At 64.3% G+C, this 19,368-nt stretch carries 22 protein-coding genes; 8 read left to right on the top strand and 14 right to left on the bottom strand.

The window, feature by feature from the left end; translation table 11 throughout:
• Positions 1–104: 104 nt before the first annotated feature.
• The 10 genes from IVB13_RS23945 to soxX all read right to left on the bottom strand — a co-directional run bounded on the left by IVB13_RS23945 (position 105) and on the right by soxX (position 7,652).
• On the bottom strand, positions 105–1,313 hold the full coding sequence (locus tag IVB13_RS23945) for an MFS transporter (protein WP_018455979.1): 1,209 nt from the start codon (positions 1,311–1,313) through the stop codon (positions 105–107).
• Between the two features lie 131 nt (positions 1,314–1,444).
• On the bottom strand, positions 1,445–1,618 hold the full coding sequence (locus IVB13_RS23940; protein ID WP_018455980.1) for a hypothetical protein: 174 nt from the start codon (positions 1,616–1,618) through the stop codon (positions 1,445–1,447).
• A 76-nt stretch (positions 1,619–1,694) separates the two neighbouring features.
• A complete protein-coding gene (locus IVB13_RS23935) occupies positions 1,695–2,732 on the bottom strand; it encodes an MBL fold metallo-hydrolase (RefSeq protein WP_018455981.1) in 1,038 nt (345 codons plus the stop codon).
• Between the two features lie 270 nt (positions 2,733–3,002).
• Positions 3,003–3,461 carry a hypothetical protein gene (locus IVB13_RS23930; RefSeq protein ID WP_018455982.1) on the bottom strand — a complete coding sequence of 153 codons (459 nt, stop codon included), beginning with the start codon at positions 3,459–3,461 and terminating at the stop codon, positions 3,003–3,005.
• The gene (gene soxB / locus IVB13_RS23925) at positions 3,458–5,209 is read right to left on the bottom strand and encodes a thiosulfohydrolase SoxB (protein WP_018455983.1); all 1,752 of its coding nucleotides are present in this window, start codon (positions 5,207–5,209) and stop codon (positions 3,458–3,460) included. Before soxB ends, IVB13_RS23930 begins: the two co-directional genes overlap by 4 nt.
• Positions 5,210–5,264: 55 nt before the next feature.
• Positions 5,265–5,582: a hypothetical protein gene (locus IVB13_RS23920; protein ID WP_018455984.1), complete on the bottom strand. Its 318-nt coding sequence runs from the start codon at positions 5,580–5,582 to the stop codon at positions 5,265–5,267.
• The gene (gene soxA, locus IVB13_RS23915; protein WP_018455985.1) at positions 5,579–6,442 is read right to left on the bottom strand and encodes a sulfur oxidation c-type cytochrome SoxA; all 864 of its coding nucleotides are present in this window, start codon (positions 6,440–6,442) and stop codon (positions 5,579–5,581) included. Before soxA ends, IVB13_RS23920 begins: the two co-directional genes overlap by 4 nt.
• Positions 6,442–6,753 carry a thiosulfate oxidation carrier complex protein SoxZ gene (gene soxZ / locus IVB13_RS23910; RefSeq protein ID WP_018455986.1) on the bottom strand — a complete coding sequence of 104 codons (312 nt, stop codon included), beginning with the start codon at positions 6,751–6,753 and terminating at the stop codon, positions 6,442–6,444. The genes soxA and soxZ overlap by 1 nt, the downstream gene beginning before the upstream one ends.
• A 15-nt stretch (positions 6,754–6,768) precedes the next feature.
• The gene (soxY, locus tag IVB13_RS23905; protein WP_018455987.1) at positions 6,769–7,260 is read right to left on the bottom strand and encodes a thiosulfate oxidation carrier protein SoxY; all 492 of its coding nucleotides are present in this window, start codon (positions 7,258–7,260) and stop codon (positions 6,769–6,771) included.
• A gap of 38 nt (positions 7,261–7,298) precedes the next feature.
• On the bottom strand, positions 7,299–7,652 hold the full coding sequence (soxX, locus tag IVB13_RS23900) for a sulfur oxidation c-type cytochrome SoxX (RefSeq protein WP_018455988.1): 354 nt from the start codon (positions 7,650–7,652) through the stop codon (positions 7,299–7,301).
• Positions 7,653–7,910: 258 nt separating this feature from the next.
• Between soxX and IVB13_RS23895 the strand changes: the two genes are divergently transcribed.
• Positions 7,911–8,582, top strand: coding sequence for a DUF938 domain-containing protein (locus IVB13_RS23895; protein WP_018455989.1), 672 nt, complete (start codon positions 7,911–7,913; stop codon positions 8,580–8,582).
• A gap of 116 nt (positions 8,583–8,698) precedes the next feature.
• Here IVB13_RS23895 and IVB13_RS23890 read toward each other — a convergent pair whose 3' ends face one another.
• Positions 8,699–10,765 (bottom strand): prolyl oligopeptidase family serine peptidase, encoded by a 2,067-nt coding sequence (locus tag IVB13_RS23890; protein ID WP_026233064.1) that lies wholly within the window; start codon positions 10,763–10,765, stop codon positions 8,699–8,701.
• 207 nt (positions 10,766–10,972) lie between these two features.
• Here IVB13_RS23890 and IVB13_RS23885 point away from each other — a divergent pair, with 207 nt between their 5' ends.
• Both IVB13_RS23885 and IVB13_RS23880 read left to right on the top strand, forming a co-directional pair.
• Complete coding sequence (locus tag IVB13_RS23885; RefSeq protein ID WP_018455991.1) at positions 10,973–12,220, top strand: MFS transporter; 1,248 nt, start codon at positions 10,973–10,975, stop codon at positions 12,218–12,220.
• Between the two features lie 174 nt (positions 12,221–12,394).
• Entirely contained in the window at positions 12,395–13,639 is a 1,245-nt protein-coding gene (locus IVB13_RS23880; RefSeq protein WP_018455992.1) for an MFS transporter, read from the top strand.
• On the opposite strand, the gene IVB13_RS23875 is transcribed toward IVB13_RS23880, so the two are convergent.
• The gene (locus tag IVB13_RS23875) at positions 13,631–14,068 is read right to left on the bottom strand and encodes a helix-turn-helix domain-containing protein (protein ID WP_026233065.1); all 438 of its coding nucleotides are present in this window, start codon (positions 14,066–14,068) and stop codon (positions 13,631–13,633) included. The two genes, IVB13_RS23880 and IVB13_RS23875, sit on opposite strands and share 9 nt — an antisense overlap.
• A gap of 80 nt (positions 14,069–14,148) precedes the next feature.
• Here IVB13_RS23875 and IVB13_RS23870 point away from each other — a divergent pair, with 80 nt between their 5' ends.
• The 3 genes from IVB13_RS23870 to IVB13_RS23860 are packed head-to-tail and all read left to right on the top strand — an operon-like array spanning position 14,149 to position 15,525.
• Positions 14,149–15,021, top strand: a complete 873-nt coding sequence (locus tag IVB13_RS23870) for a class I SAM-dependent methyltransferase (RefSeq protein ID WP_026233066.1) — start codon at positions 14,149–14,151, stop codon at positions 15,019–15,021.
• Positions 15,014–15,367, top strand: a complete 354-nt coding sequence (locus IVB13_RS23865; protein WP_247490738.1) for a DUF2938 family protein — start codon at positions 15,014–15,016, stop codon at positions 15,365–15,367. The genes IVB13_RS23870 and IVB13_RS23865 overlap by 8 nt, the downstream gene beginning before the upstream one ends.
• Before the next feature lie 2 nt (positions 15,368–15,369).
• A complete protein-coding gene (locus tag IVB13_RS23860; RefSeq protein WP_247490736.1) occupies positions 15,370–15,525 on the top strand; it encodes a DUF2938 family protein in 156 nt (51 codons plus the stop codon).
• On the opposite strand, the gene IVB13_RS23855 is transcribed toward IVB13_RS23860, so the two are convergent.
• Both IVB13_RS23855 and IVB13_RS23850 read right to left on the bottom strand, forming a co-directional pair.
• Complete coding sequence (locus tag IVB13_RS23855; RefSeq protein ID WP_018455996.1) at positions 15,522–16,016, bottom strand: VOC family protein; 495 nt, start codon at positions 16,014–16,016, stop codon at positions 15,522–15,524. The two genes, IVB13_RS23860 and IVB13_RS23855, sit on opposite strands and share 4 nt — an antisense overlap.
• Before the next feature lie 91 nt (positions 16,017–16,107).
• The gene (locus IVB13_RS23850; protein ID WP_018455997.1) at positions 16,108–16,653 is read right to left on the bottom strand and encodes a carboxymuconolactone decarboxylase family protein; all 546 of its coding nucleotides are present in this window, start codon (positions 16,651–16,653) and stop codon (positions 16,108–16,110) included.
• 136 nt (positions 16,654–16,789) lie between these two features.
• On the opposite strand from IVB13_RS23850, the gene IVB13_RS23845 reads away from it, so the two are divergent.
• On the top strand, positions 16,790–18,004 hold the full coding sequence (locus IVB13_RS23845) for an acyl-CoA dehydrogenase family protein (protein ID WP_085349645.1): 1,215 nt from the start codon (positions 16,790–16,792) through the stop codon (positions 18,002–18,004).
• A gap of 148 nt (positions 18,005–18,152) precedes the next feature.
• Positions 18,153–19,292 carry an acyl-CoA dehydrogenase family protein gene (locus IVB13_RS23840; protein ID WP_018455999.1) on the top strand — a complete coding sequence of 380 codons (1,140 nt, stop codon included), beginning with the start codon at positions 18,153–18,155 and terminating at the stop codon, positions 19,290–19,292.
• The last annotated feature ends 76 nt before the right edge of the window (positions 19,293–19,368 follow it).

The raw sequence follows: 19,368 nt of genomic DNA, 5'->3' as shown, positions 1-19,368 counted from the left end.
CTTGGAGTTGGCAGCTTTGCGCCACAACTCCGATTCGTGGTTATGGACCCCCGGCCCCTATGCGCAATTGCGCACTAGGCCGGGACGACAATTGAGTTTGTTGCTCAAGCCGCGATTTGCCGCTTCCGCTCCGTGAACGGCGACAGCACCACCGTCGCGACCATGAAGATCACGGATGCGCCGAACACCCAATGCGGCGCGCTCTGGTCCATAATCCAGCCGAACAACAGCGGGCTGACGATGCCGCCGAGATTGAAGCCGGTGGAGACGATGCCGAAGGCGCGCCCCGCCGCGCCGGGAGGTGCTGCATTGCGCACCAGCATGTCGCGCGAAGGCGCGATCACGCCGGAGAGGAATCCCGCGGCCGCCATCGTGGCGGTCAGCGCCCAGCCCGGCAGCGTGACCAGCGCGATCAGCAGCACGATCGCCGCGTTCGCGGCGAAGCAGGCGGCGGCGACATAGCCGTGGCGCTCGGTGTGGTCGGCAAGAAAGCCGCCCGCGAGCACGCCGGCGGCGCTTGCACCGAGGAAGGCGGTGAGCGCGACATTGGCCGCGGAATAGGTCACGCCATAGCCACTCATCAGCGCCACCACGCCGAAATTGTTGATGCCGGCGACCGACAGGCTGAGCAGCATGAACAGTGCCGTCAGCGTGATCAGCGCCGGCGTGATCACGGCCTGTTTGGGTGCGTTCTCGGTGCCTGGCTTGGTCTTGTGCGCGCCGGCATCGGGAATGTTCATGGTCACCAGCAACACCGCGACCAGAACGCCGATCACGCCCGATGCGATCAGCGCACCGACACCGCCTGACACGATGACCATCGCGGCGACGATCGCCGGCGCCACCGCGCCGCCGAAATAGCCGGCAAAGGTATGGATCGAGAAGGCGCGGCCCATCCGCGCTTCGTCCATGTGCTCGGCGAGGATGGCGTAATCGGCGGGATGGTAGACGCTGTTGGCGAGCCCGAGCAGCACGGCGCAGGCGATCAGCGAGGTGTAGCTGAGATGCAGGCCAAGCAGGATCAGCGCGAGGCCGCCGAGGGTGAGGCCGCCCAGCAAAATCTTTCGCGCGCCAAAATGGTCGACGAGATAGCCGGTCGGCGCCTGCGTCAGCCCCGACACCACGGCCGACACGGTCAGCGCGAAGCCGAGCTCGACGTAGCCGACGCCGAGTTGATTTTTGAGGAAGGGAAACAGCATCGGCAGGACCAGCAGATGAAAATGGCTGACCCAATGCGCGATCGAAATTCCCGTCAGCGTGCGTAGCGCGCTGTCCGCCTTGCCTTGCTGCGGTGCGGCGAGAACGTCGACCATTGCAGTTCCGTTTCACGTCCTTTGGAGACGCGCAAACTATCGGGCAGAGCGGTTATTTGTCCATGAACGCAGGCGCATGGCAGTAGCGCGGGGCAGGACGACAGTTGAGAGCGTGGCAAGAGACGAGCCCCTCAAAACGGCTCGTCGTCCGGCCCGTAGCGGTCGCGCTTTGGTGTCGCGATGTCGCCGTCTTCGTAATCATCGTCTTCGGTGTCGCGCGGAGGCTGAGGCTTCTTCGCCTTGTCTTTTGCTGGCGCGTCGTCCGCAATTTTGGGCGGCGCGCTCGGCTTGCCGATCTTGGCCATGGCTGGTCCCGGACAGTGATGCTGCGCCCAAACCTATCCGGAAGATATGTGCAGTTCCTGACTTATCTCAAGGCGGTCAGTGCACCACCGGCCCGCCGGCCTTCTTCCAGGCATCGATGCCGCCGGCGATGTGGGCGGTGTTGGTGAGCCCGGCCTCCTTGGCGGCGGCGACAGCCATCGCAGAGCGTTCGCCGAAGGCGCAGAAGAACACGACGCGGCGACCGGTGGCGGCCGCGACCTCGCGCAGCATGCCGCCGGGCTTGAGGCTGTCCTCAACGGACGGATAGGGTGTATGCAGCGCGCCTTCGAGCATGCCGTGCTTCATCCGCTCATTGGTCTCGCGCAAATCGACCAGCAGGATATCGGGACGGCCGAGGCTGCGGATCGCCTCGACGGCGCGGAGCACGCGGCCCTCTTTCTCCAGCTCCTCCTGGTGCAGGCCGACATGCATGTTGGCGGGCACCGCGACGTCCATCATCTTCGGATTGGGCAGCTTCAGATTGGCCATCAGCTCGATATAGTCGTCGACCGAGCGCACCTGGAGCCGCGGATTGTAGCGTTTCTCCTCGCCGATGGTGGAGACGGTGTCGCCCTTGTAGTCATGCGCCGGGAACACCATGGTCTCGTCGGGCAGCTTGAGCAGGCGGTTGAAGATCGAATCGTACTGCGCGCGCGACGAACCGTTCTGGAAATCGGTGCGGCCGGTGCCGCGGATCAGCAGCGTGTCGCCGGTGAAGACGCGGTCGCCCATCAAGTAGGAGTAGGAGTCGTCGGTGTGGCCGGGCGTGTACATCACGTCGAGCGACAGGCCCTCGATCGTCACCTTGTCGCCGTCGGCAACCCGCATCGCCACCACGTCGGCCTTGGTCTGGTCGCCCATCACGGTCATGCAATGGGTGCGGTCGCGCAGCTCGCCGAGGCCGGTGACGTGGTCGGCGTGCAGATGGGTGTCCACGGCCTTGACCAGCTTGAGATCGAGCTCGCGCAGGAGCTGGCAGTAGCGGTCGACCTTCTCCAGCACGGGATCGAGGATCAGCGCCTCGCCGCCGGCGCGGCTCGCCAGGAGATAGCTGTAGGTGCCCGAAACACTGTCGAAGAGCTGGCGGAAGATCATGGCAAGACCCGGCGTGAACTACCCCGAGATTCTATTACATTTCGGGCTTACAAGAGAAGCAATTCACTGTGTAAGCAAGAAAATTTGGAAGATTTTTATTCCTGTGACGGGCGGGTGGGCGTCACCTAGCCACGGCTGCCATTCCCGCGAAGGCGGGGAATCCAGTACGCCGCGCCCTCCCGTACCCCTCGCGGTCTCGGAGTACTGGATCGCCCGCCTTCGCCGGCGATGACACCGAGTATGCCGCGACGCTTCGCCCCGACAAAAGGCTCAGGGCCTCACCACCGTGTATCCGTTCTCGCTGAGGAACAGGATCTGCCCGACCCCGACCTGCACCGGCGTAGCGGCAGGGATGAACTCCGGCCGCTTGCCGGTCTCCCGCTCGATCGTGTCGACAGTGTTGAGGCAGATGTCGAAGCGTACGCCTTGCGCGATCAGGCTCTCGACCTGCTTGCGGCGCTCGCTGCCGGTGAACAGGAGGTCGATGCCGGGACCGAACGCCACCACCTCGATTGCGACCTTGTCGGGGTCGTAGGCCTTCAGCAAATTGTTGGCGACGCTGAGCACCAGAGCTTGCTTCCTGGCATCGCCATCGGAGAGCTGCAGCACGATCTTGTGCTCGGCGAACGGCTTGTCCTGGAGCGGCACCTGCTGCGCGAAAGCGGGTGGCATCGCCGCCCAGGCGAACAGCGCCAGCAGCATCGCGGATAGGGTTTGCGACCGCATCATCCCTGTCCTGCGATGCCCGGATTACCCTCGACGCCCTTTAGCGTGACGCCGGAGCCGAGCCGCTCCTGAAACATCCGGCCCGAGCGCAGATATTTTGCCACCACATCCCACACCGGCGCGCCTTGCTGGCCGTTGACCGAGGCCCAGCCCGCGACCTTGTAGCGGTGGCTGGCACTGAGCGCCTTGCCGCCATTGAGCTTCAGCTCCGAGATCCGGCTGCCGATCGTCGCCGTCGGCGTGCAGGTGTAGCTGAGCCCACCGGCGCGCACCATGTCGCCGCCCTGCTGGTAATAGGGATCGGTATTGAAGAGGTTGTCGCAGACGTCTTCCAGCACGTCCTTGATCTCCGCGCCGGTCATCTCCTGCACATAGGTCTCGGGATAGCTGATCGCGGTTTCCGCGAGCAAATCCTCCATCGTCAGTGCCTGGCCGGACAGTCCGGTGACGCCCCAGCGGAAGCCCGGCGACAGCGCGATCTCGGCGTCGAACTCGGTGCGCAGCGCGCTGCAGATCAGCTCGTCGACCGGGCCGGCGAAATTGTCGCGTCGATACAGCAGGCGATCGGGCGTCGCGATCTTCTCCAACCAGTCGGTGACGAAGGGTGCCCGCAACCGGCCGATCAGTTCGGCCATCCCGGGATCGGGTTTCAACAGCTCGGAATAGACCGGCAGCAGATGATATTTGACGTCGCCGACCTTGCCCTTGTCGAGCGCGAGATCGAGCACGGCCAGAAATTTTCCGTTGGAGCCGGCATTGGTGACGAGCGTCGTGCCGCTCGCATTCTTCACGGCGATGGGCTGCGGGATCGCATCATGGGTATGGCCGCCGAGGATGACGTCGATACCGGTGACGCGGCTTGCGAGCTTGAGATCGACGTCCATGCCGTTATGCGACAGCAGGATGACCGCATCGACCTTGTCGGTGCCGCGCAGGCCGTCGACATGCTTCTGGAGCTCTTCCTCGCGGATGCCGAAGGACCAGTCCGGCGTGAACCGTTTGGGATGCGCGATCGGCACGTAAGGGAAGGCTTGGCCGACGATCGCGACGCGATGGCCGCCGAGCTCCTTGATCACGGAGGGCTTGAACACGCGTCCCGTCGCCTTGTCGAAGGCCGGGGCATCATTGAATGCGGCTTCCTCGGTGAGAAAAACGTTCTGCGCCAGAAACTCGCCCCTGAAGCGCGCGAGATTGTCGCGCAGCGCCTGCTCGCCATAGGTGAATTCCCAATGCCCGGTCATCGCCTCGACACCGAGCAGGTTTGCGGCCTCGACCATGTCGCGGCCCTGCATGATGTTGGCAAGTCCCGAGCCTTGCCAGAGGTCGCCGCCGTCAACGAGCACGGAGCGTTTTTCGCCGACATCGCCACGCAAGCGGTCGATCAGCGTCTTCAGATGGGCGAAGCCGCCGAGCTTGCCGAAGCGGCCTGCGGACTTCTCGAACTCGAAGCAGCTGAAGGCATAGGCATCCGCGCTGTCGGGCCTGATGCCGAAACGGTCGAGAAAGGCGCGGCCGACCAGATGCGGCGGCCGTCCCGCCATCTCGCCGATCCCGATATTGACGCTGGGCTCGCGAAAATAGACTGGATTGAGTTGCGCATGCGTGTCGGTGAGGTGAAGGATGCGCGCATTGCCGAACCGTTCGAGGTCGTAAATGCTCGCAGCCTCAGCACCGAGCGCAAGCCGCGGCAGGCTCAGCGATGCGGCAGCAAGGCCTGCATTCTTCAGGAAATCGCGGCGGCGGATCGCCATCCAGAAATTCTCCGCGCCCTCTCACGGTCGCAAGGCTGTTGCACAAGCGAACAGTCTAACGGATTTCCATCGCCTTCCAGGCTTCTTTTTCGGAAATCGCCTGGAAGATCGACGCCTTCGCCAGCGCCTCGGCCTCCCTGGCTGCGGCCACGGCGCGGTCGAAATCGCCGCCATCGGCCGCCTTCTTTGCGGCGGCCAGCGTCGAGACGGTCACGGTCCATTGGTTGCGCATGCCGGCGGCCTCCTTGGAGGCGGCCTCGGCGGCGGCAAAGGCCGCCTTGTAGTCTGCCTCATCTGCCGCGCGCGCCGCCGGCGCGAGCCCGAGGGTAAGCAGCAAGGCAAGCAGCCGGACGAAAGGGAGTGACAGCTTCATGGCCGCGCTCCCGGTCCCGATATCGGCAGGCCGTTGGCGACGTAGGACAGGAAATATTCGACGTCGCGATATTCATCCGCCTGCGGCTCCAGCGGAACCGCGCGGGTCTGGCTGTTGCAGGTGACGAAGCGGCGGCTGGTGGTGCCCATGCCGCTCCATTCGGAGCGGTAGATCGGCATCGCGTTCAGAATGCCAAGCGCCGGCGCCAGGATCTCGGCGCGGATGCGCTCACCCGGGCTCTGCACATGGCAGCTCGCGCAGGAGAAATTCAATTGGCCGCGGCGGGTGTAGAAATAGCGCTTGCCGTTCTCGAATGCCGCGAGCGCGCGAGGATCGTCGGGGATCTTGATGTCCATCGGCTTGCCGCGCGAGGTGAAGGCCATGTACGCCGTGAGCGAGGCCATCTCGTCCTTGACGTAAGAATAGGGCGCCTCGCCATTGGCCTCGCGGCAGCGGTTGAGCGCCAGCTCCAGCGTGACGACCTTGCCTTCCTTCTCGTCGAAATAAGGATAGTTCTGGCGGATGCCGATGCCGCCGTTCGGGAAGCAGTCCGCATAGGTCTTGCCGTTCTTGAACGGGGTGGCGAACATCTCCTTGCCGGCGTCGAGCGCAAACTCGTAGGGCGGGAATTCCTCCTTCTCCTGCCACTGCCGCTTCATGTCCTCGTTCATGGAATAAGGACCGTTGACGAAATCCTCGTGCTTCACATCAGGGAATTTCTGGAAGAAGAAGTTCTGGAACGCCTTGGCATCGGCGATGGGATCGACCTTGTCGGCCGCCACCACGCGTGGAGAGGTGAGGGCCAACGCGACGAGCGCGGCGCTCAACGAACCAAGCAGGATGGTGGTGCGGGCCTTCATCACGAGATCTTCGCAGTGGTCGTGTCCGACGCACCCTTGTTATCGGTCCAGGAGACCTTGAGATCGTCGCCCTTCTTGGCTCCCTTGAAGCTGAACTTGACGTAGGGGTCCTTCGAGACCGCGGTGCCCCAATCGGCAACGAAGACGTCCTTGCCGTTACATTCGAATTTCAGCTGCTGGATGTAATGCGCCGGGATCAGTTCGCCTTTGGCGTCCTTGACGAAGCCGGTATCCATCGGGTGCTGGATCAGCGCCTGCACCTCGGTGATGTCGCCGTTGGTGGTGGCGCGGACGCGAATGCTGGATGCCATCTCGATCTTCCTCGCTTAGCCGCCGCAGCCGCCGACGGTGACCTTGACCTCTTTGGTCGCGCTGTAGAGCTTGCCGTCGGCCTCCACGATCGCGACCACGTTGGTGGTCTTGGCCATCTTCAGCCGGTTGGCGACAGCAGGGATCGTGCCTTCGGGAATCCTGTAGCTGGCGGCCAGCGCGCTGGGATTCTCGGCCACGAAGAATGAAATCGAGGTGACCTTGTCGAGTGTCGTCGTCACCGAGATCGGCACCACACCGCCGTTCTCGGCGATCTCGGGGGCGTCCAGCTTGACCTTGTCGGACGGCTCGGCGGTTTTGCCGTAGAGCGCCTTGATGGCGTCAGCCTCGCTCTTTTGCTTGAACGCCTCTTCCGGATATTTGTCGTTGGCCGCGGCGCGCGCGGGCGCGGCGCCGAACGGCAGATTGCCGAGGCCGAGCAACGCGACCGAGGCTGCGCCCTGAAGGATCAGGCGCCGCGTCGCGCTTGGGCCGGTGAGTGTGGTCATCTCTGGTCTCCCAACCAAATCTCGTGGCATGCCTGAAGTCACAGGGTCTGCAGGAAATCAACGATCGCGCTGATCTCCTGTTCGGTCAAAATCCGGTTCCGGCCGAACGGCGGCATCATGGTCTGCGGATTGCGCTTGGTCTCGTCGAAGATGATCGCGGTCAGTTCGTTGCGATCGGGGTACTTGGCCTTGAGGTCCTTCAGTTCCGGCCCGATCGTTCCCGGCAGGTCGCCACCCCTGATGACATGGCAGGTCAGGCAATTGCCCTTGCCGCGGTCGAAAGCGAGTTTCTGGCCGTCGGCCACAGCGGACTGCGCCCACGCCGGGGTGGCGAGGCCGGCTGCAATGGCCAGCAAGATGAACAGAACGGGCGTCCGGGAAAAGGCGGTCAAGGCGTTATTCCGAGGCGTTATGCGATGGTCTCGATTACGAAATAGAAGCGTTCCAAAGCACAAAGGGCGCCGCCTGACAATCAAGACTATCCACGCGACAAAATGGAGTTAATATCTTCCCGATTGCAACTAAAGAGATTATTTGTTCAGCCGGCTTGGTCCGAGAGTTAGGGACCGTGGCGCGGGCCGGCTGTTTCCTGAGCGTTTGGGCGCTCAACCTGTTTTCATCGCGTTCTCGTTTTTTCAAGGGGACCTCACTTGGCTGAATATGTCGTCGAATTCGGCAGGGATGGCGGTCGGGTCGAGTCGGATGGGCGGCTCGATGCGCCGGCATTTCATCGCAATCACGAGCCGCTCTGGGCGGCACTGGAACGGCATCTCGCCGGCTGCACCGGCAACGTGGTCGAGCTCGGCAGCGGAACCGGCCAGCACGTGGTCTACTTCGCCCGTCACACGCCCGGCCTGATCTGGTGGCCCAGCGATCTCAACCAGCGCCACCTCAAGAGCATCGAGGCCTGGCGCGTTCATTCAGGTCTCAAAAACATCCGCTCGCCGCTGCGGATCGATCTCACCGATCCGGACTGGTGCCCGGAGATGAAAAGCGGGCAGGGGCCGTCGAGTCTTGCCGCATTGTTCTGCGCCAATGTCATCCACATCGCGCCATGGAGCGTCGCCGAGGGTCTGTTCGCCGGCGCCGGCCGCTATTTGCGGGCCGACGGCAAGCTGTTCCTCTACGGCCCGTTCAAGCGCGGCGGCAAGCACATCGCGCTCAGCAATGCGGTGTTCGACACCTCCCTGCGTGAAGGCAATCCCGACTGGGGCGTGCGTGACATCGCCGATGTCGAGGCGCTTGCCCGCGGCGTTGGTCTTCGCCTTGTCGATACGATGGACATGCCCGCGAACAATCTGACCTTGGTATTCGCGCGATAGGAGGTCGTCATGCCCGGGCTTGTCCCGGGCATCCACGTTCTTCGTGCACCAGCTAAGGCGTGGATGGCCCGGTCAAGCCCGGCCATGACCGTGCGGAGATGTCAGCGCCGCAAACGCTAGCCCTCGTCCTTCCACCCGATCTTGTCCTTTAAGAACCGAAAGCCAATCACCTCGAACCCGGCGCGCTCCTTGTTGTCCTTGCCGTAGCCGTGGCCACCGGCTTCAGGCTCGTAGAACCAGGCCTCGTAGCCCATGGCCTGGAGCTTTGCCGCCATCTTGCGCGCATGCCCGGGATGGACACGGTCGTCGCGTCGCGTGGTGGCGATCAGGATCGGCGGATACGGCTGGCCGGCCTTGACGTTGTGATAGGCGGAGTAGGACTTGAGCCAGTCCCACTCCTCGGGCTTGTCGGGATCGCCATATTCCGCGATCCAGCTCGCGCCGGCGAGCAGCTTCGTGTAGCGGCGCATATCGATCAGCGGGATGGTGCAGAACAGCGCGCCGAAACGTTCGGGGTATCGCACCAGCATGTTGGTGATGAGGATGCCGCCGTTCGATCCGCCCTGCGCGGCGATGCGCTTTGCCGTCGTCACACCGCGGCGGACGAGATCGGCGGCAACGGCGGCGAAATCGTCGTGCGACAGTTTCTTGCCGGCGAGCCGGCCGGCATCGTGCCAGCGCGTGCCGAATTCGCCGCCGCCGCGCAAATTCGCCTGCACCGTGGTGCCGCCACGCTCCAGCCACAGCTTGCCGAGCGACGGGTTGTAATACGGCTTCACCGAATGGGCGAAGCCGCCATAGGCGCTCATATAGACCGGTGCATCGCCGGTCTCGCCGGCGGGGCCGGTCTGTACATAGGGGATGCGTTCGCCGTCGGTCGAGATCGCTTCGTGCTGGGTCACCACGAGGCCGTCGGCGTTGAATGTTTTCGGCGCCTGCTTCAACACGGTCGGGCTCGCGACGCCGCGCTCGATCAGCAGCAACGACGGCGGCGTCAGCGGATCCTGCACATTGGCAAGCAGGTCGCCATTGCTCTCGGAGGGATGGCGATCCAGCGGCCAGATGTCGACGACGCCGATCTGCGGCAGGCCGCCGAGCGACGCGCGGCTCCAGCCTGTGGCCGACGGCGTGCAGATCTCGAATTGCGGCTGGAGCTCGTCGAGGATCGACAGCACCAGCTTGCCTCCGGTCCAGAACAGGCCTTGCAGGGCGCGGCGAGGTTCCGGCTCGAACAGCACCGCGAAATCGCGGCTGCCGGCGAGGAACGCCGAGAGCGACATGCCGAGCACGGTGTCGGCGGCATAGGTCTTGCCCTCGATCGACCAGGCTTCGCGCAGCTTCATCGCGAACCAGTCGCCATGCGCCTGCAACCAGATGCCGGTCGGCAGATCGAGCTTCGTCGTCGCACCGTCTGCGTCGCGCAGCCAGAGCGCATGATTGAAGAAGTCGATCTGGTCGACGATCCAGCTGCGCGGGGCCGCAGCGGTGTCGTCGACGATGCCGGAGATCGCCATATGATCGGCCGTGGTCTCGATGATCACCTGCGCCTGATCGACAGGCTGGCCGCGCCGCCACAGTCGAACCGTCCGGGAATATCCCGAGCTCGTCGCCATGCCTTCGCCATGGGCGCTCGACAGCAGCAGCGTGTCGGCATCGAGCCAATCGGCGCCGCCCTTGGCTTCCGACAGCGCAAATCCGTCCGCAACGAAACTCTTGGTGTCGAGGTCGAATTCCCGCAAGGTGACGGCATCGCTGCCACCGCGCGACAGCCCCAAAATGGCGCGCGCGCTTCCCGGCTGCGTGGTGATGCCGCTCAGCAGCCAGTCCTCGCCTTCGCGTGCCGCGAGCTGGTCGACATCCAGCATGATTTCCCACGTCGGATGCGGTTTGCGAAACTCCGCGAGGGAAGTCTTCCGCCACAGGCCGCGCGGGTTGGTGGCGTCCTTCCAGAGATTGTGCAGTTCGGTGCCGCGGCGGCTGACATAGGGAATGTTGTCGGGACGATCGTAGATCGCCGCGAGGATGTCGCGATCGCGCGCGAAGGCCGCTCCGCCGAACGCGTCGAGTGTCAGGCTGTTCTGCCGCGTGACGAAATCGAGCGCCTGCTTGCCTTCGATCTCCTCCAGCCAGAGCCAGGGATCGTCGTCAGGAGCGCTGAGCGTAGGCCTGTCGTCGACGGACATGAACGAAACTCCGGAAGGTCGCGGCGGATAGGATTTGATCGAGCGCAAGCCGTCAAGTGCGCGGCCCATTATCATCGGCCCGATTGCGTCAGAGACATGGCCTGCGCCCGTTTGCGCCGGTTGCCCGCCCTCCCGCGTCCCGCCATAGTGCCGGGAATCAAGCGAGCCCTTGAAAGCACTTAAAAGCCCGTTGGGGCGGAAATGCCGATGCTGGATGTGACTGCAGCCAATGAGGTCGCCGCCGACGCCCGCGTGCGCGCCAATGTGGTGCGCCTTGCTGCCGCGCAGGCGCTGACCGGCGCCAATTCGGCGGTGATCTTCGCCACCGGCTCCATCGTCGGTGCGACGCTTGCACCCGACATGTCGCTCGCGACGGTACCGCTGTCGATGTACGTGCTGGGGCTTGCGGCCGGCACGCTGCCGACCGGCGCGATATCGAGTCGCTTCGGCCGCCGCTGGGCCTTCATCATCGGCACGGGCCTGGGTACGCTCACCGGCCTGCTCGGCTGCTTCGCGATCCTGCACGCTTCGTTTCCGTTGTTCTGTCTGGCGACTTTTCTTGGCGGCCTCTACGGCGCGGTGGCGCAGTCCTATCGCTTCGCTGCCGCCGACGGCGCCAGCGCGGCGTACCGACCCAAGGCGGTGTCCTGGGTAATGGCGGGCGGCGTGTTCGCCGGCGTGCTCGGTCCGCAGCTCGTGCAATGGACCATGGATGTCTGGCAGCCTTATCTCTTCGCCTTCAGCTTCTTGGTCCAGGCGGCTGTCGCGCTCATCGCGATGGGCATCGTCGCCGGGGTCGACATGCCGAAACCGGCGCCGGCCGATCTTCATGGCGGGCGGCCGCTGCTCGAGATCGTGACCCAGCCACGCTTCATCGCAGCGGCGCTGTGCGGCGTCATCTCCTACCCCATGATGAACCTGGTGATGACCTCGGCGCCGCTTGCCATGAAGCTGTGCGGCTTGAGCGTTTCAGATTCCAATTTCGGCATTCAATGGCACATCGTCGCCATGTACGGGCCGAGCTTCTTCACGGGCGCGCTGATCGCCCGCTTCGGCGCGCGCAAGATCGTTGCCGCCGGCCTGCTGCTGGAGGCCGGCGCGGCCGGCATCGGCCTGTCCGGCATCACCGCGATGCATTTCTGGGCCACGCTGATCGTGCTCGGTGTCGGCTGGAACTTCTCCTTCATCGGCGCCTCGGCGCTGGTGCTGGAGACGCACCGGCCGCAGGAGCGCAACAAGGTGCAGGCCTTCAACGATTTCCTGGTGTTCGGCATGATGGCGATCGGCTCGTTCTCGTCCGGCCAACTGCTCGCCAGTTACGGCTGGTCCGCGGTGAACATGGTGGTGTTTCCGCCGGTGCTGCTCGGTCTCGCCGTGCTCTCGCTGGCGTCCTGGACCCGTCGCCGCAAAGCGCGGCTCGACGCGGCCATGGGCGAGTTCCCGGATGCGATCTGAGATGGCGGGAGGCTGTCAGCAGCGTTGATAGTTCGATCCAGGTCGAAGTGATTTTCTGGTGAAGGTTACTAGATGTCGTCATGGCCGGGCTTGTCCCGGCCATCCACGTCTTGAGCGCGCGGATCGAAGAACGTGGATGCCCGGAACAAGTCCGGGCATGACGGAGTAAGCGGCATGCTCGATAACCCTCGACACGACGGATCCGTCGACGAATCCTCTCTCCGCTACGAAGGCTGGCGCATCGTTGCGGTCTGCTTCCTGCTCGCGACCTTCGGCTGGGGGCTCGGCTTCTACGGCCAGAGCGTCTATGTCGCCGAGCTCCAGCGTGCGCACGGCTGGTCGGCCTCGCTGATCTCGTCGGCCACGACGTTCTTCTATCTGTTCGGCGCGCTGCTCGTCGTCTTCGTCGGCGAAGCCGTCAACAAGTACGGCCCGCGCCTCGGCCTGATCGCAGGGACGCTGGCGATGTCGGCCGCGGCGGTCGCGATCGGCGCGGTGCGCGAACCGTGGCAGCTTTATCTCGCGAACGCCGTGCTCGCCTTCGGCTGGGCCGGCACGAGCCTGGCCATGATCACCAACACGATCAGCCTGTGGTTCGACCAGAAGCGCGGCATGGCGATCAGCCTCGCGCTGAACGGCGCAAGCTTCGGCGGCATCGTCGGCGTGCCGCTGCTGGTGAGCTTGATCGGCCATGTCGGCTTCGCCAGCGCTATGTTTATCGTCGCCGGCGCCATGCTGGTACTGCTCGTGCCGGTGATCCTGATTGTCGTCGGCCGCCCGCCCGATCTCCATGGCCGGCGCGCCGCGACGAAAACGAAGCCGCAATCGTCGGCGCAGATTCGTAGCCAGGCGTTGCGCGATGTCGGCTTCCTCACCGTGACCATTGCCTTTGCTTTGGTGCTGTTCGCGCAGGTCGGCTTCATCGTCCACCTGATCTCGTTCCTCGATCCCGTGATCGGGCGCGAGCGCGCGGCCGTCGCGGTTGCGGTGCTGACCGCGATGGCGGTGATCGGCCGGGTGCTGTTCTCGCTGGTGATCGACCGACTCAACCAGCGGCTCGCCTCGGCGCTGTCGTTTCTGAGCCAGGCCGTGGCGCTTCTCGTCGTCATCAATTTGCACAATGATTACGTGCTGATCGCCGCCTGCGCGTTATTCGGCTTCTCGGTCGGCAATCTCATCACGCTGCCGTCGCTGATCGTGCAGCAGGAATTCGATTCCGCCTCGTTCGGCGTGCTGATCAGCCTCAACACTGCGATCAACCAGGTGACCTATGCGTTCGGCCCCGGCGTGGTCGGTTTTCTGCGCGATTTCTCCGGTGGCTATGAGCTGCCGTTCTATCTGTGTATTGCGCTGGAGCTGGTGGCCGCGGCGTTGATCATGGTGCGGGGGCACACAAGGCGATCGACCGCTTCAGTCTGATCGCGGCGCGCGCGGTGCCCGCTTGGGCGACCTCGCCTTTCCCAATGCCGCGACCCGCATGAGGCGGCGAAAATGCAGGCATTCCATGTGACTTGGCGCCGGACAGGCCGCGGCATGGCGCAGGCCGTCGCGCATCGCGATAAGCTTGCGGATCGTTCGGTCCAACTCGTCGGCCTTGGCGGCAAGCTTCCGCCGGTCGATACGCGGCCTTCCGTCGGGTGCGAACATCCGGGCAACTTCATCGAGCGAGAAGCCCGCCGCGCGCCCCAGCGCGATCAGCGCCAGGCGATCCAGGATCTCCAGATCGAACAGCCGGCGCAGGCCGCGCCTGCCGATCGGGGCAATCAACCGCTTTTCCTCATAGAATCGCAGCGTCGACGCCGGAACACCGGAGCGCCGTGCGACTTCGGCGATATCGATCGTCATCACGCCTCTTGACCTCAAGTTCACTTGAACTGGCAGTATGCCGCGTCCAACGCCGCCAAGGCAAGACGAAAGGGGAAACCATCATGGACGCTATGCAGAAGGCGATTGAGCAGATGAGGCTTTGGAATGGTCCCGCCGGACGCGCCTGGGTCGAGACCCAGGACATCCTGGATGAGATGTTCAAGCAATTCGAGAGGCCGCTGTGCGAGGCCGTTCCTGCCGGCTCCAATCGTCGCGTTCTGGACGTCGGCTGCGGCACTGGTGGTCTGACCGTTGCGGTCGCTCGAAAGCTCGGGCAAGGCGGCCGTGTGGTCGGCATCGACATCTCCGCGCCGATGATCGGGGCGGCGCTGGCCCGCGCCGAGCGCGAAGGCACCTCGGCCAGCTTTATCTGCGCCGATGCGCAGCACCATAAATTCGACCCGGCGAGCTTCGATACGATCATTTCACGTCTCGGCGTGATGTTCTTCGAAGACCTCGTTGCGGCCTTCGCAAATCTGAGGCGCGCTGCCGCCGAAGGCGCCGGGCTCGCCGTCGTTGCATGGCGGGGCGCAGCGGAGAATCCGTTCATGACGGCGGCCGAACGAGCCGCCGCGCCCCTTCTGCCGAATATGCCTGCCCGTCCATCCGGCGGTCCGGGGCAGTTCGCCTTCGCTGACAAAGATCGGGTCAGGACCATCCTGCTGGAGAGCGGCTGGACCGAGATCGACATCCGGCCGGTGGATATTCCATGCCGCTTTCCTGCCAGCGAACTCGCTCGCTATGTCGGTTGGCTGGGACCCGTCGGAACGATCCTGCAGGACGCCGACAGGGGATTGCGCGAAAGGGTCGTGGATGCGGTGCGGCCCGCCTTCGCCCCCTACGTGGAGGCAGATGCGATCCGTTTTACCGCCGCATGCTGGATGATCCAGGCGCGGGCTTCAACCGACGCGGCAGGCGAGGTCTCGAATGGGTGAAATGATTGAATTTCTGGTCGGCGCCGCCTTGATCGGATCCGGTGCAACGGCCGTGATCGATGGTTGGGCAGTTCTCCGCGCGCATGTTCTTGGAATCCCATCGCTAGACTATGGACTCCTAGGTCGCTGGCTCATCCTGCTCGCGCGCGGACAGTATCGGCATCTTAAGATCGCGGCACCCGATCCGGCTCCACGCGAGCGCCTGATTGGGTGGGCCGCGCACTACCTGATCGGCATTGCGTTCGCGGCCGTCTTGCTGGCGATCTGGGGGCTCGATTGGCTGCATTCCCCGCGTGTCGGCCCCGCATTGATCGTCGGAATCGGCAGCGTGGCGGCACCTTCCTGATCATGCAGCCGGGCATGGGCCTCGGCATTGCAGCCCATCACGCGCCACGTCCCAACGTGGCGCGTCTCAACACGCTACTCACGCATGCCGTGTTCGGCGTCGGGCTCTATGTGGCCGGATGGGTCCTGAGGCTCGTGCAGTGGCGAGGTGCGGACTAGGCCTCCCGCTGCTTCAGCAGCTCCTCCACATCCAGCCGCTTCGTGAACATCGAAAGCTTGCCGTCCGGCCCGAATGGCCATTGCTCCCGCGGCTTGTCCCAATACAGCTCCACACCGTTCTGGTCCGGATCGCGCAAATACAGCGCCTCGCTGACGCCGTGGTCGCTGGCGCCGTCGAGCGCAATGCCGGCCGAGAGCACGCGGTGCAACGCATCCGCCAGCGCCGGCCGCGTCGGATAGAGGATCGCGGTGTGATAGAGCCCGGTCGCATCAGGCGGCGGCGGCGAGCCGCCCTTGCTCTCCCAGGTGTTGAGCCCGATGTGGTGGTGATAGCCGCCGGCCGAGATGAAGGCCGCGCCCGAGCCCATGCGCTGCATCAGCTCGAAACCGAGCACGCCGCAATAGAAGCCCAGCGCGCGATCGAGATCGGCGACTTTGAGATGGACGTGGCCGATCCTGGTGCCGGCGGCGACGGCTTGGTTTTGCGACATGCGGCTGCTCCGTTGATGAACTCCACATAAGTCCGGCCTCGGGACAGTGCTACCGGCCGATCCCGAAACCCAGCGTTTCCGGATAGGCAACTTACGACAGCTCCCGCACCTCGCCCTCCGGCAGCTCGAACTCAAACGTGTTCAGCGTCATCGACACCAGCGTGTAATAGCCGCAGAGACCAATCACCTCGACCACGCCGCGCTCGCCGAGCAGCTTCACCGCCTCGTCATAGAGGCCCTTCTCGACGCCGTGGCCCTCATGCAGCGATTTTGCGACGTCGTAGATCATCTTAGCCCTGGGATCGTCGAAGACGGGCGTGCGGCGGTCGCGGATCGCGTCGATGATGTCAGGGTCCATGCCGCCCGCAAGCGCCAGCCGCTTGTGCGCGTACCATTCGTAATGGGCGGTCCAGTGCCGCGCCGTCACCAGGATCGCGATCTCCGAAAGTTTCGCGGGAAATATCGTATCGTAACGCAGGACCTCGCCGAGCCGCGTGGCGTGACGGGCCATGTCGGGGCTGTTGAGCCAGGCCATCATCGGTGCCGGCGGCCTGCCGCGCTTGCCGGCAATCGACTCGTCATAGGTCTGCCGCTGGCTCTCGTTCATTTCGCCAGGCGAAAGAAGCTTCAGGCGCATTGTTGTTTCCTCTTTGTTTTCAAGCTCGCCGTGGCGGCGACTATAGCGGATGCGTGACACGGAAGTGGTTGAATTCCGCGGGAGCTTGGCCCAGAGTCGCGCCCAACAAACCGACATAGATTGATGGAAACGACCTATGACTGACTCCAGGGCCAGCGAGACTGAGACCGCCGATCTCGAAACATTCCGCAGCGAAACGCGCGCCTGGTTGGAAGCCAATTGCCCGCCGGAAATGCGCAAGCCCGCGACGTCCGACGCCGACGTGTTCTGGGGTGGACGTAACGCAAAATTTTCGTCCGAGCCGCAACGCATCTGGTTCGAACGCATGCGCGACAAGGGCTGGACCGTACCGGACTGGCCGAAGGAATATGGCGGTGGGGGCTTAAGCGCCGCGGAGCACAAGGTGCTGCGCGCGGAGATGGCCAGGATCGGCGCGCGGCCCCCGCTGTCGAGCTTCGGGATCTGGATGCTCGGGCCGGCGCTGCTGAAATACGGCAACGATGCCCAGAAGAAGGAGCATCTGCCAAAGATCGCCGCGGGCCTGATCCGCTGGTGTCAGGGCTATTCCGAGCCGAACGCCGGCTCCGATCTCGCCTCGCTGCAGACCCGCGCCGAGAGCGACGGCGATGATTTCATCATTACGGGGTCGAAGATCTGGACCTCCTATGCCAACTACGCCGACTGGATCTTCTGCCTCGTTCGCACCGATGCCGCCGCGAAGAAGCATGACGGCATCAGCTTCATCCTGTTCGACATGACCTCGAAGGGCGTGACGACCAAACCGATCCTCCTGATCTCCGGCTACTCGCCGTTCTGCGAGACTTTCTTCGACAATGTCCGCGTGCCGAAATCGCATGTGGTCGGCACCGTCAATCGCGGCTGGGACGTCGCAAAATATCTGCTCCAGCATGAGCGCGCGATGATATCAGGCATGGGCGAGCGCGGCGTCGGCCGTCCGCTGGGCCAGATTGCGGCCGATTCCGTCGGCACCGATGCGCAGGGACGGCTCGACGATTCCATGCTGCGTGGCCGCATCGCCAGCTTCGACGTCGACGAAGCGGCCCTTGGCGCCTGCGCCGAGCGCGCGGTCGATCTCGCCAAGGCCGGTCAGGCCCATCCGGCGTTCTCGTCGGCGATGAAATATTACGGGACCGAGCTCAACAAGCGCCGTTACGAGATCCTGATGTCGGCCGGCGGCGTCGATGCGCTGGAATGGGAGAGCGAGCGTTCGAAACAAGGAGCGCGTCCGCGCGCCTGGCTGCGGACCAAGGCCAACTCGATCGAGGGCGGCACCACCGAGGTCATGCTCGGCATCGTCGCCAAGCGCATCCTCGATTTGCCGGGGGCGTAACCCCAGCGTCGTTCCGGGGCGGTCCGCAGGACCGAACTAAGGTGCGCGGTTGCGCACCTGAGAACCTCGAAATTCCGGGTTCACGCTTCGCGTGCCCCGGAATGACAACAACAGACATGCATTCCGCCAGACGTTAGAGACATTGCACATGGCCCTCGTCCTCACCGAAGAACAATCGATGCTCCGCGACAGCGCGCGCGGGCTGATCAGCGACAAGGCGCCGGTGTCGCATTTGCGGCATCTGCGCGATAGCAAAGACCCCATCGGCTTCTCCAGGGAGTTTTGGCATTCCTTCGCCGAGATGGGTTTTGCCGGCTTGCTGGTGCCGGAAGAGTTCGGCGGCAGCGGCCTCGGCTATGTCGAGGCCGGGGTGGTGATGGAGGAGATCGGCCGCACGCTGATGCCCTCGCCCTTCCTCGCAACCAGCGTGGTCGCGGCCTCGGCACTGAACCGTGGCGGCAATGCCGCGCAGAAGTCGGAGTATCTGCCGAAGATTTCCAACGGCTCCCTGCTCGCGACGCTCGCGATCGACGAGGGCGCAAAACACCGCCCGCTTCAGACCAGCCTCCAGGCCGTGCGCGCCGGCAACGGCTTCAAACTCTCCGGCGCCAAGGCGCTGGTGGTCGACGGTCACGTTGCCGATCTCCTCATCGTCGCTGCGCGTACGGCCGGCTCAGCCGGCGAGCGCGAGGGGCTGACGCTGTTCCTGGTCAACCCCAAGGCCAAGGGCGTTGCGATCGAGCGCACCATCATGGTCGACGCGCACAATGCGGCGCGGATCGAGCTTGCCAATGTCGAGGTCGATGCCGACAGCGTGCTCGGCGAAGTCGACCAGGGAGCCGGCTTGCTCCACGGCGTGCTCGATATCGGGCGGGGCGCAGTGGCCTCCGAAATGGTGGGTCTGAGCGAAGAGGTGTTCAACCGTACCGTCGAGTACCTGAAGAGCCGCAAGCAGTTCGGCAAGCTGATCGGCGAATTCCAGGCGCTGCAGCACCGCGCCGCCGAACTCTATGTCGATATCGAGATCACCCGCGCCGCCGTGATGAAGGCGCTGCAAGCGCTCGATACGGACGTCGCCAAGGCGGCGTCAGCCGTCGCAGTGGCGAAAGCCCGCGCCGGCACCACCGCCACGCGCGCGGTGCAGGAAGGCGTGCAGATGCATGGCGGCATGGGCATGACCGACCAGTTCGACATCGGCTTCTTTATGAAGCGCGCGCGCGTGTGCGAGGAATTGTTCGGCGACGCCAATTACCACACCGAGCAGCTGGCAAGGGCGCGGGGGTATTGAGGCGAGGGTACCAATGGGCACAGCTGCGCCTCGAATAGAGGTGTCGTCCCGGCGAAGGCCGGGACCCATAACCCCA

The sequence above is a fragment of the Bradyrhizobium sp. 17 genome, assembly GCF_023073515.1.
Classification (GTDB): Bacteria; Pseudomonadota; Alphaproteobacteria; order Rhizobiales; family Xanthobacteraceae; genus Bradyrhizobium; species Bradyrhizobium canariense_D.
This window is presented reverse-complemented; position numbering and strand designations above follow the sequence as displayed.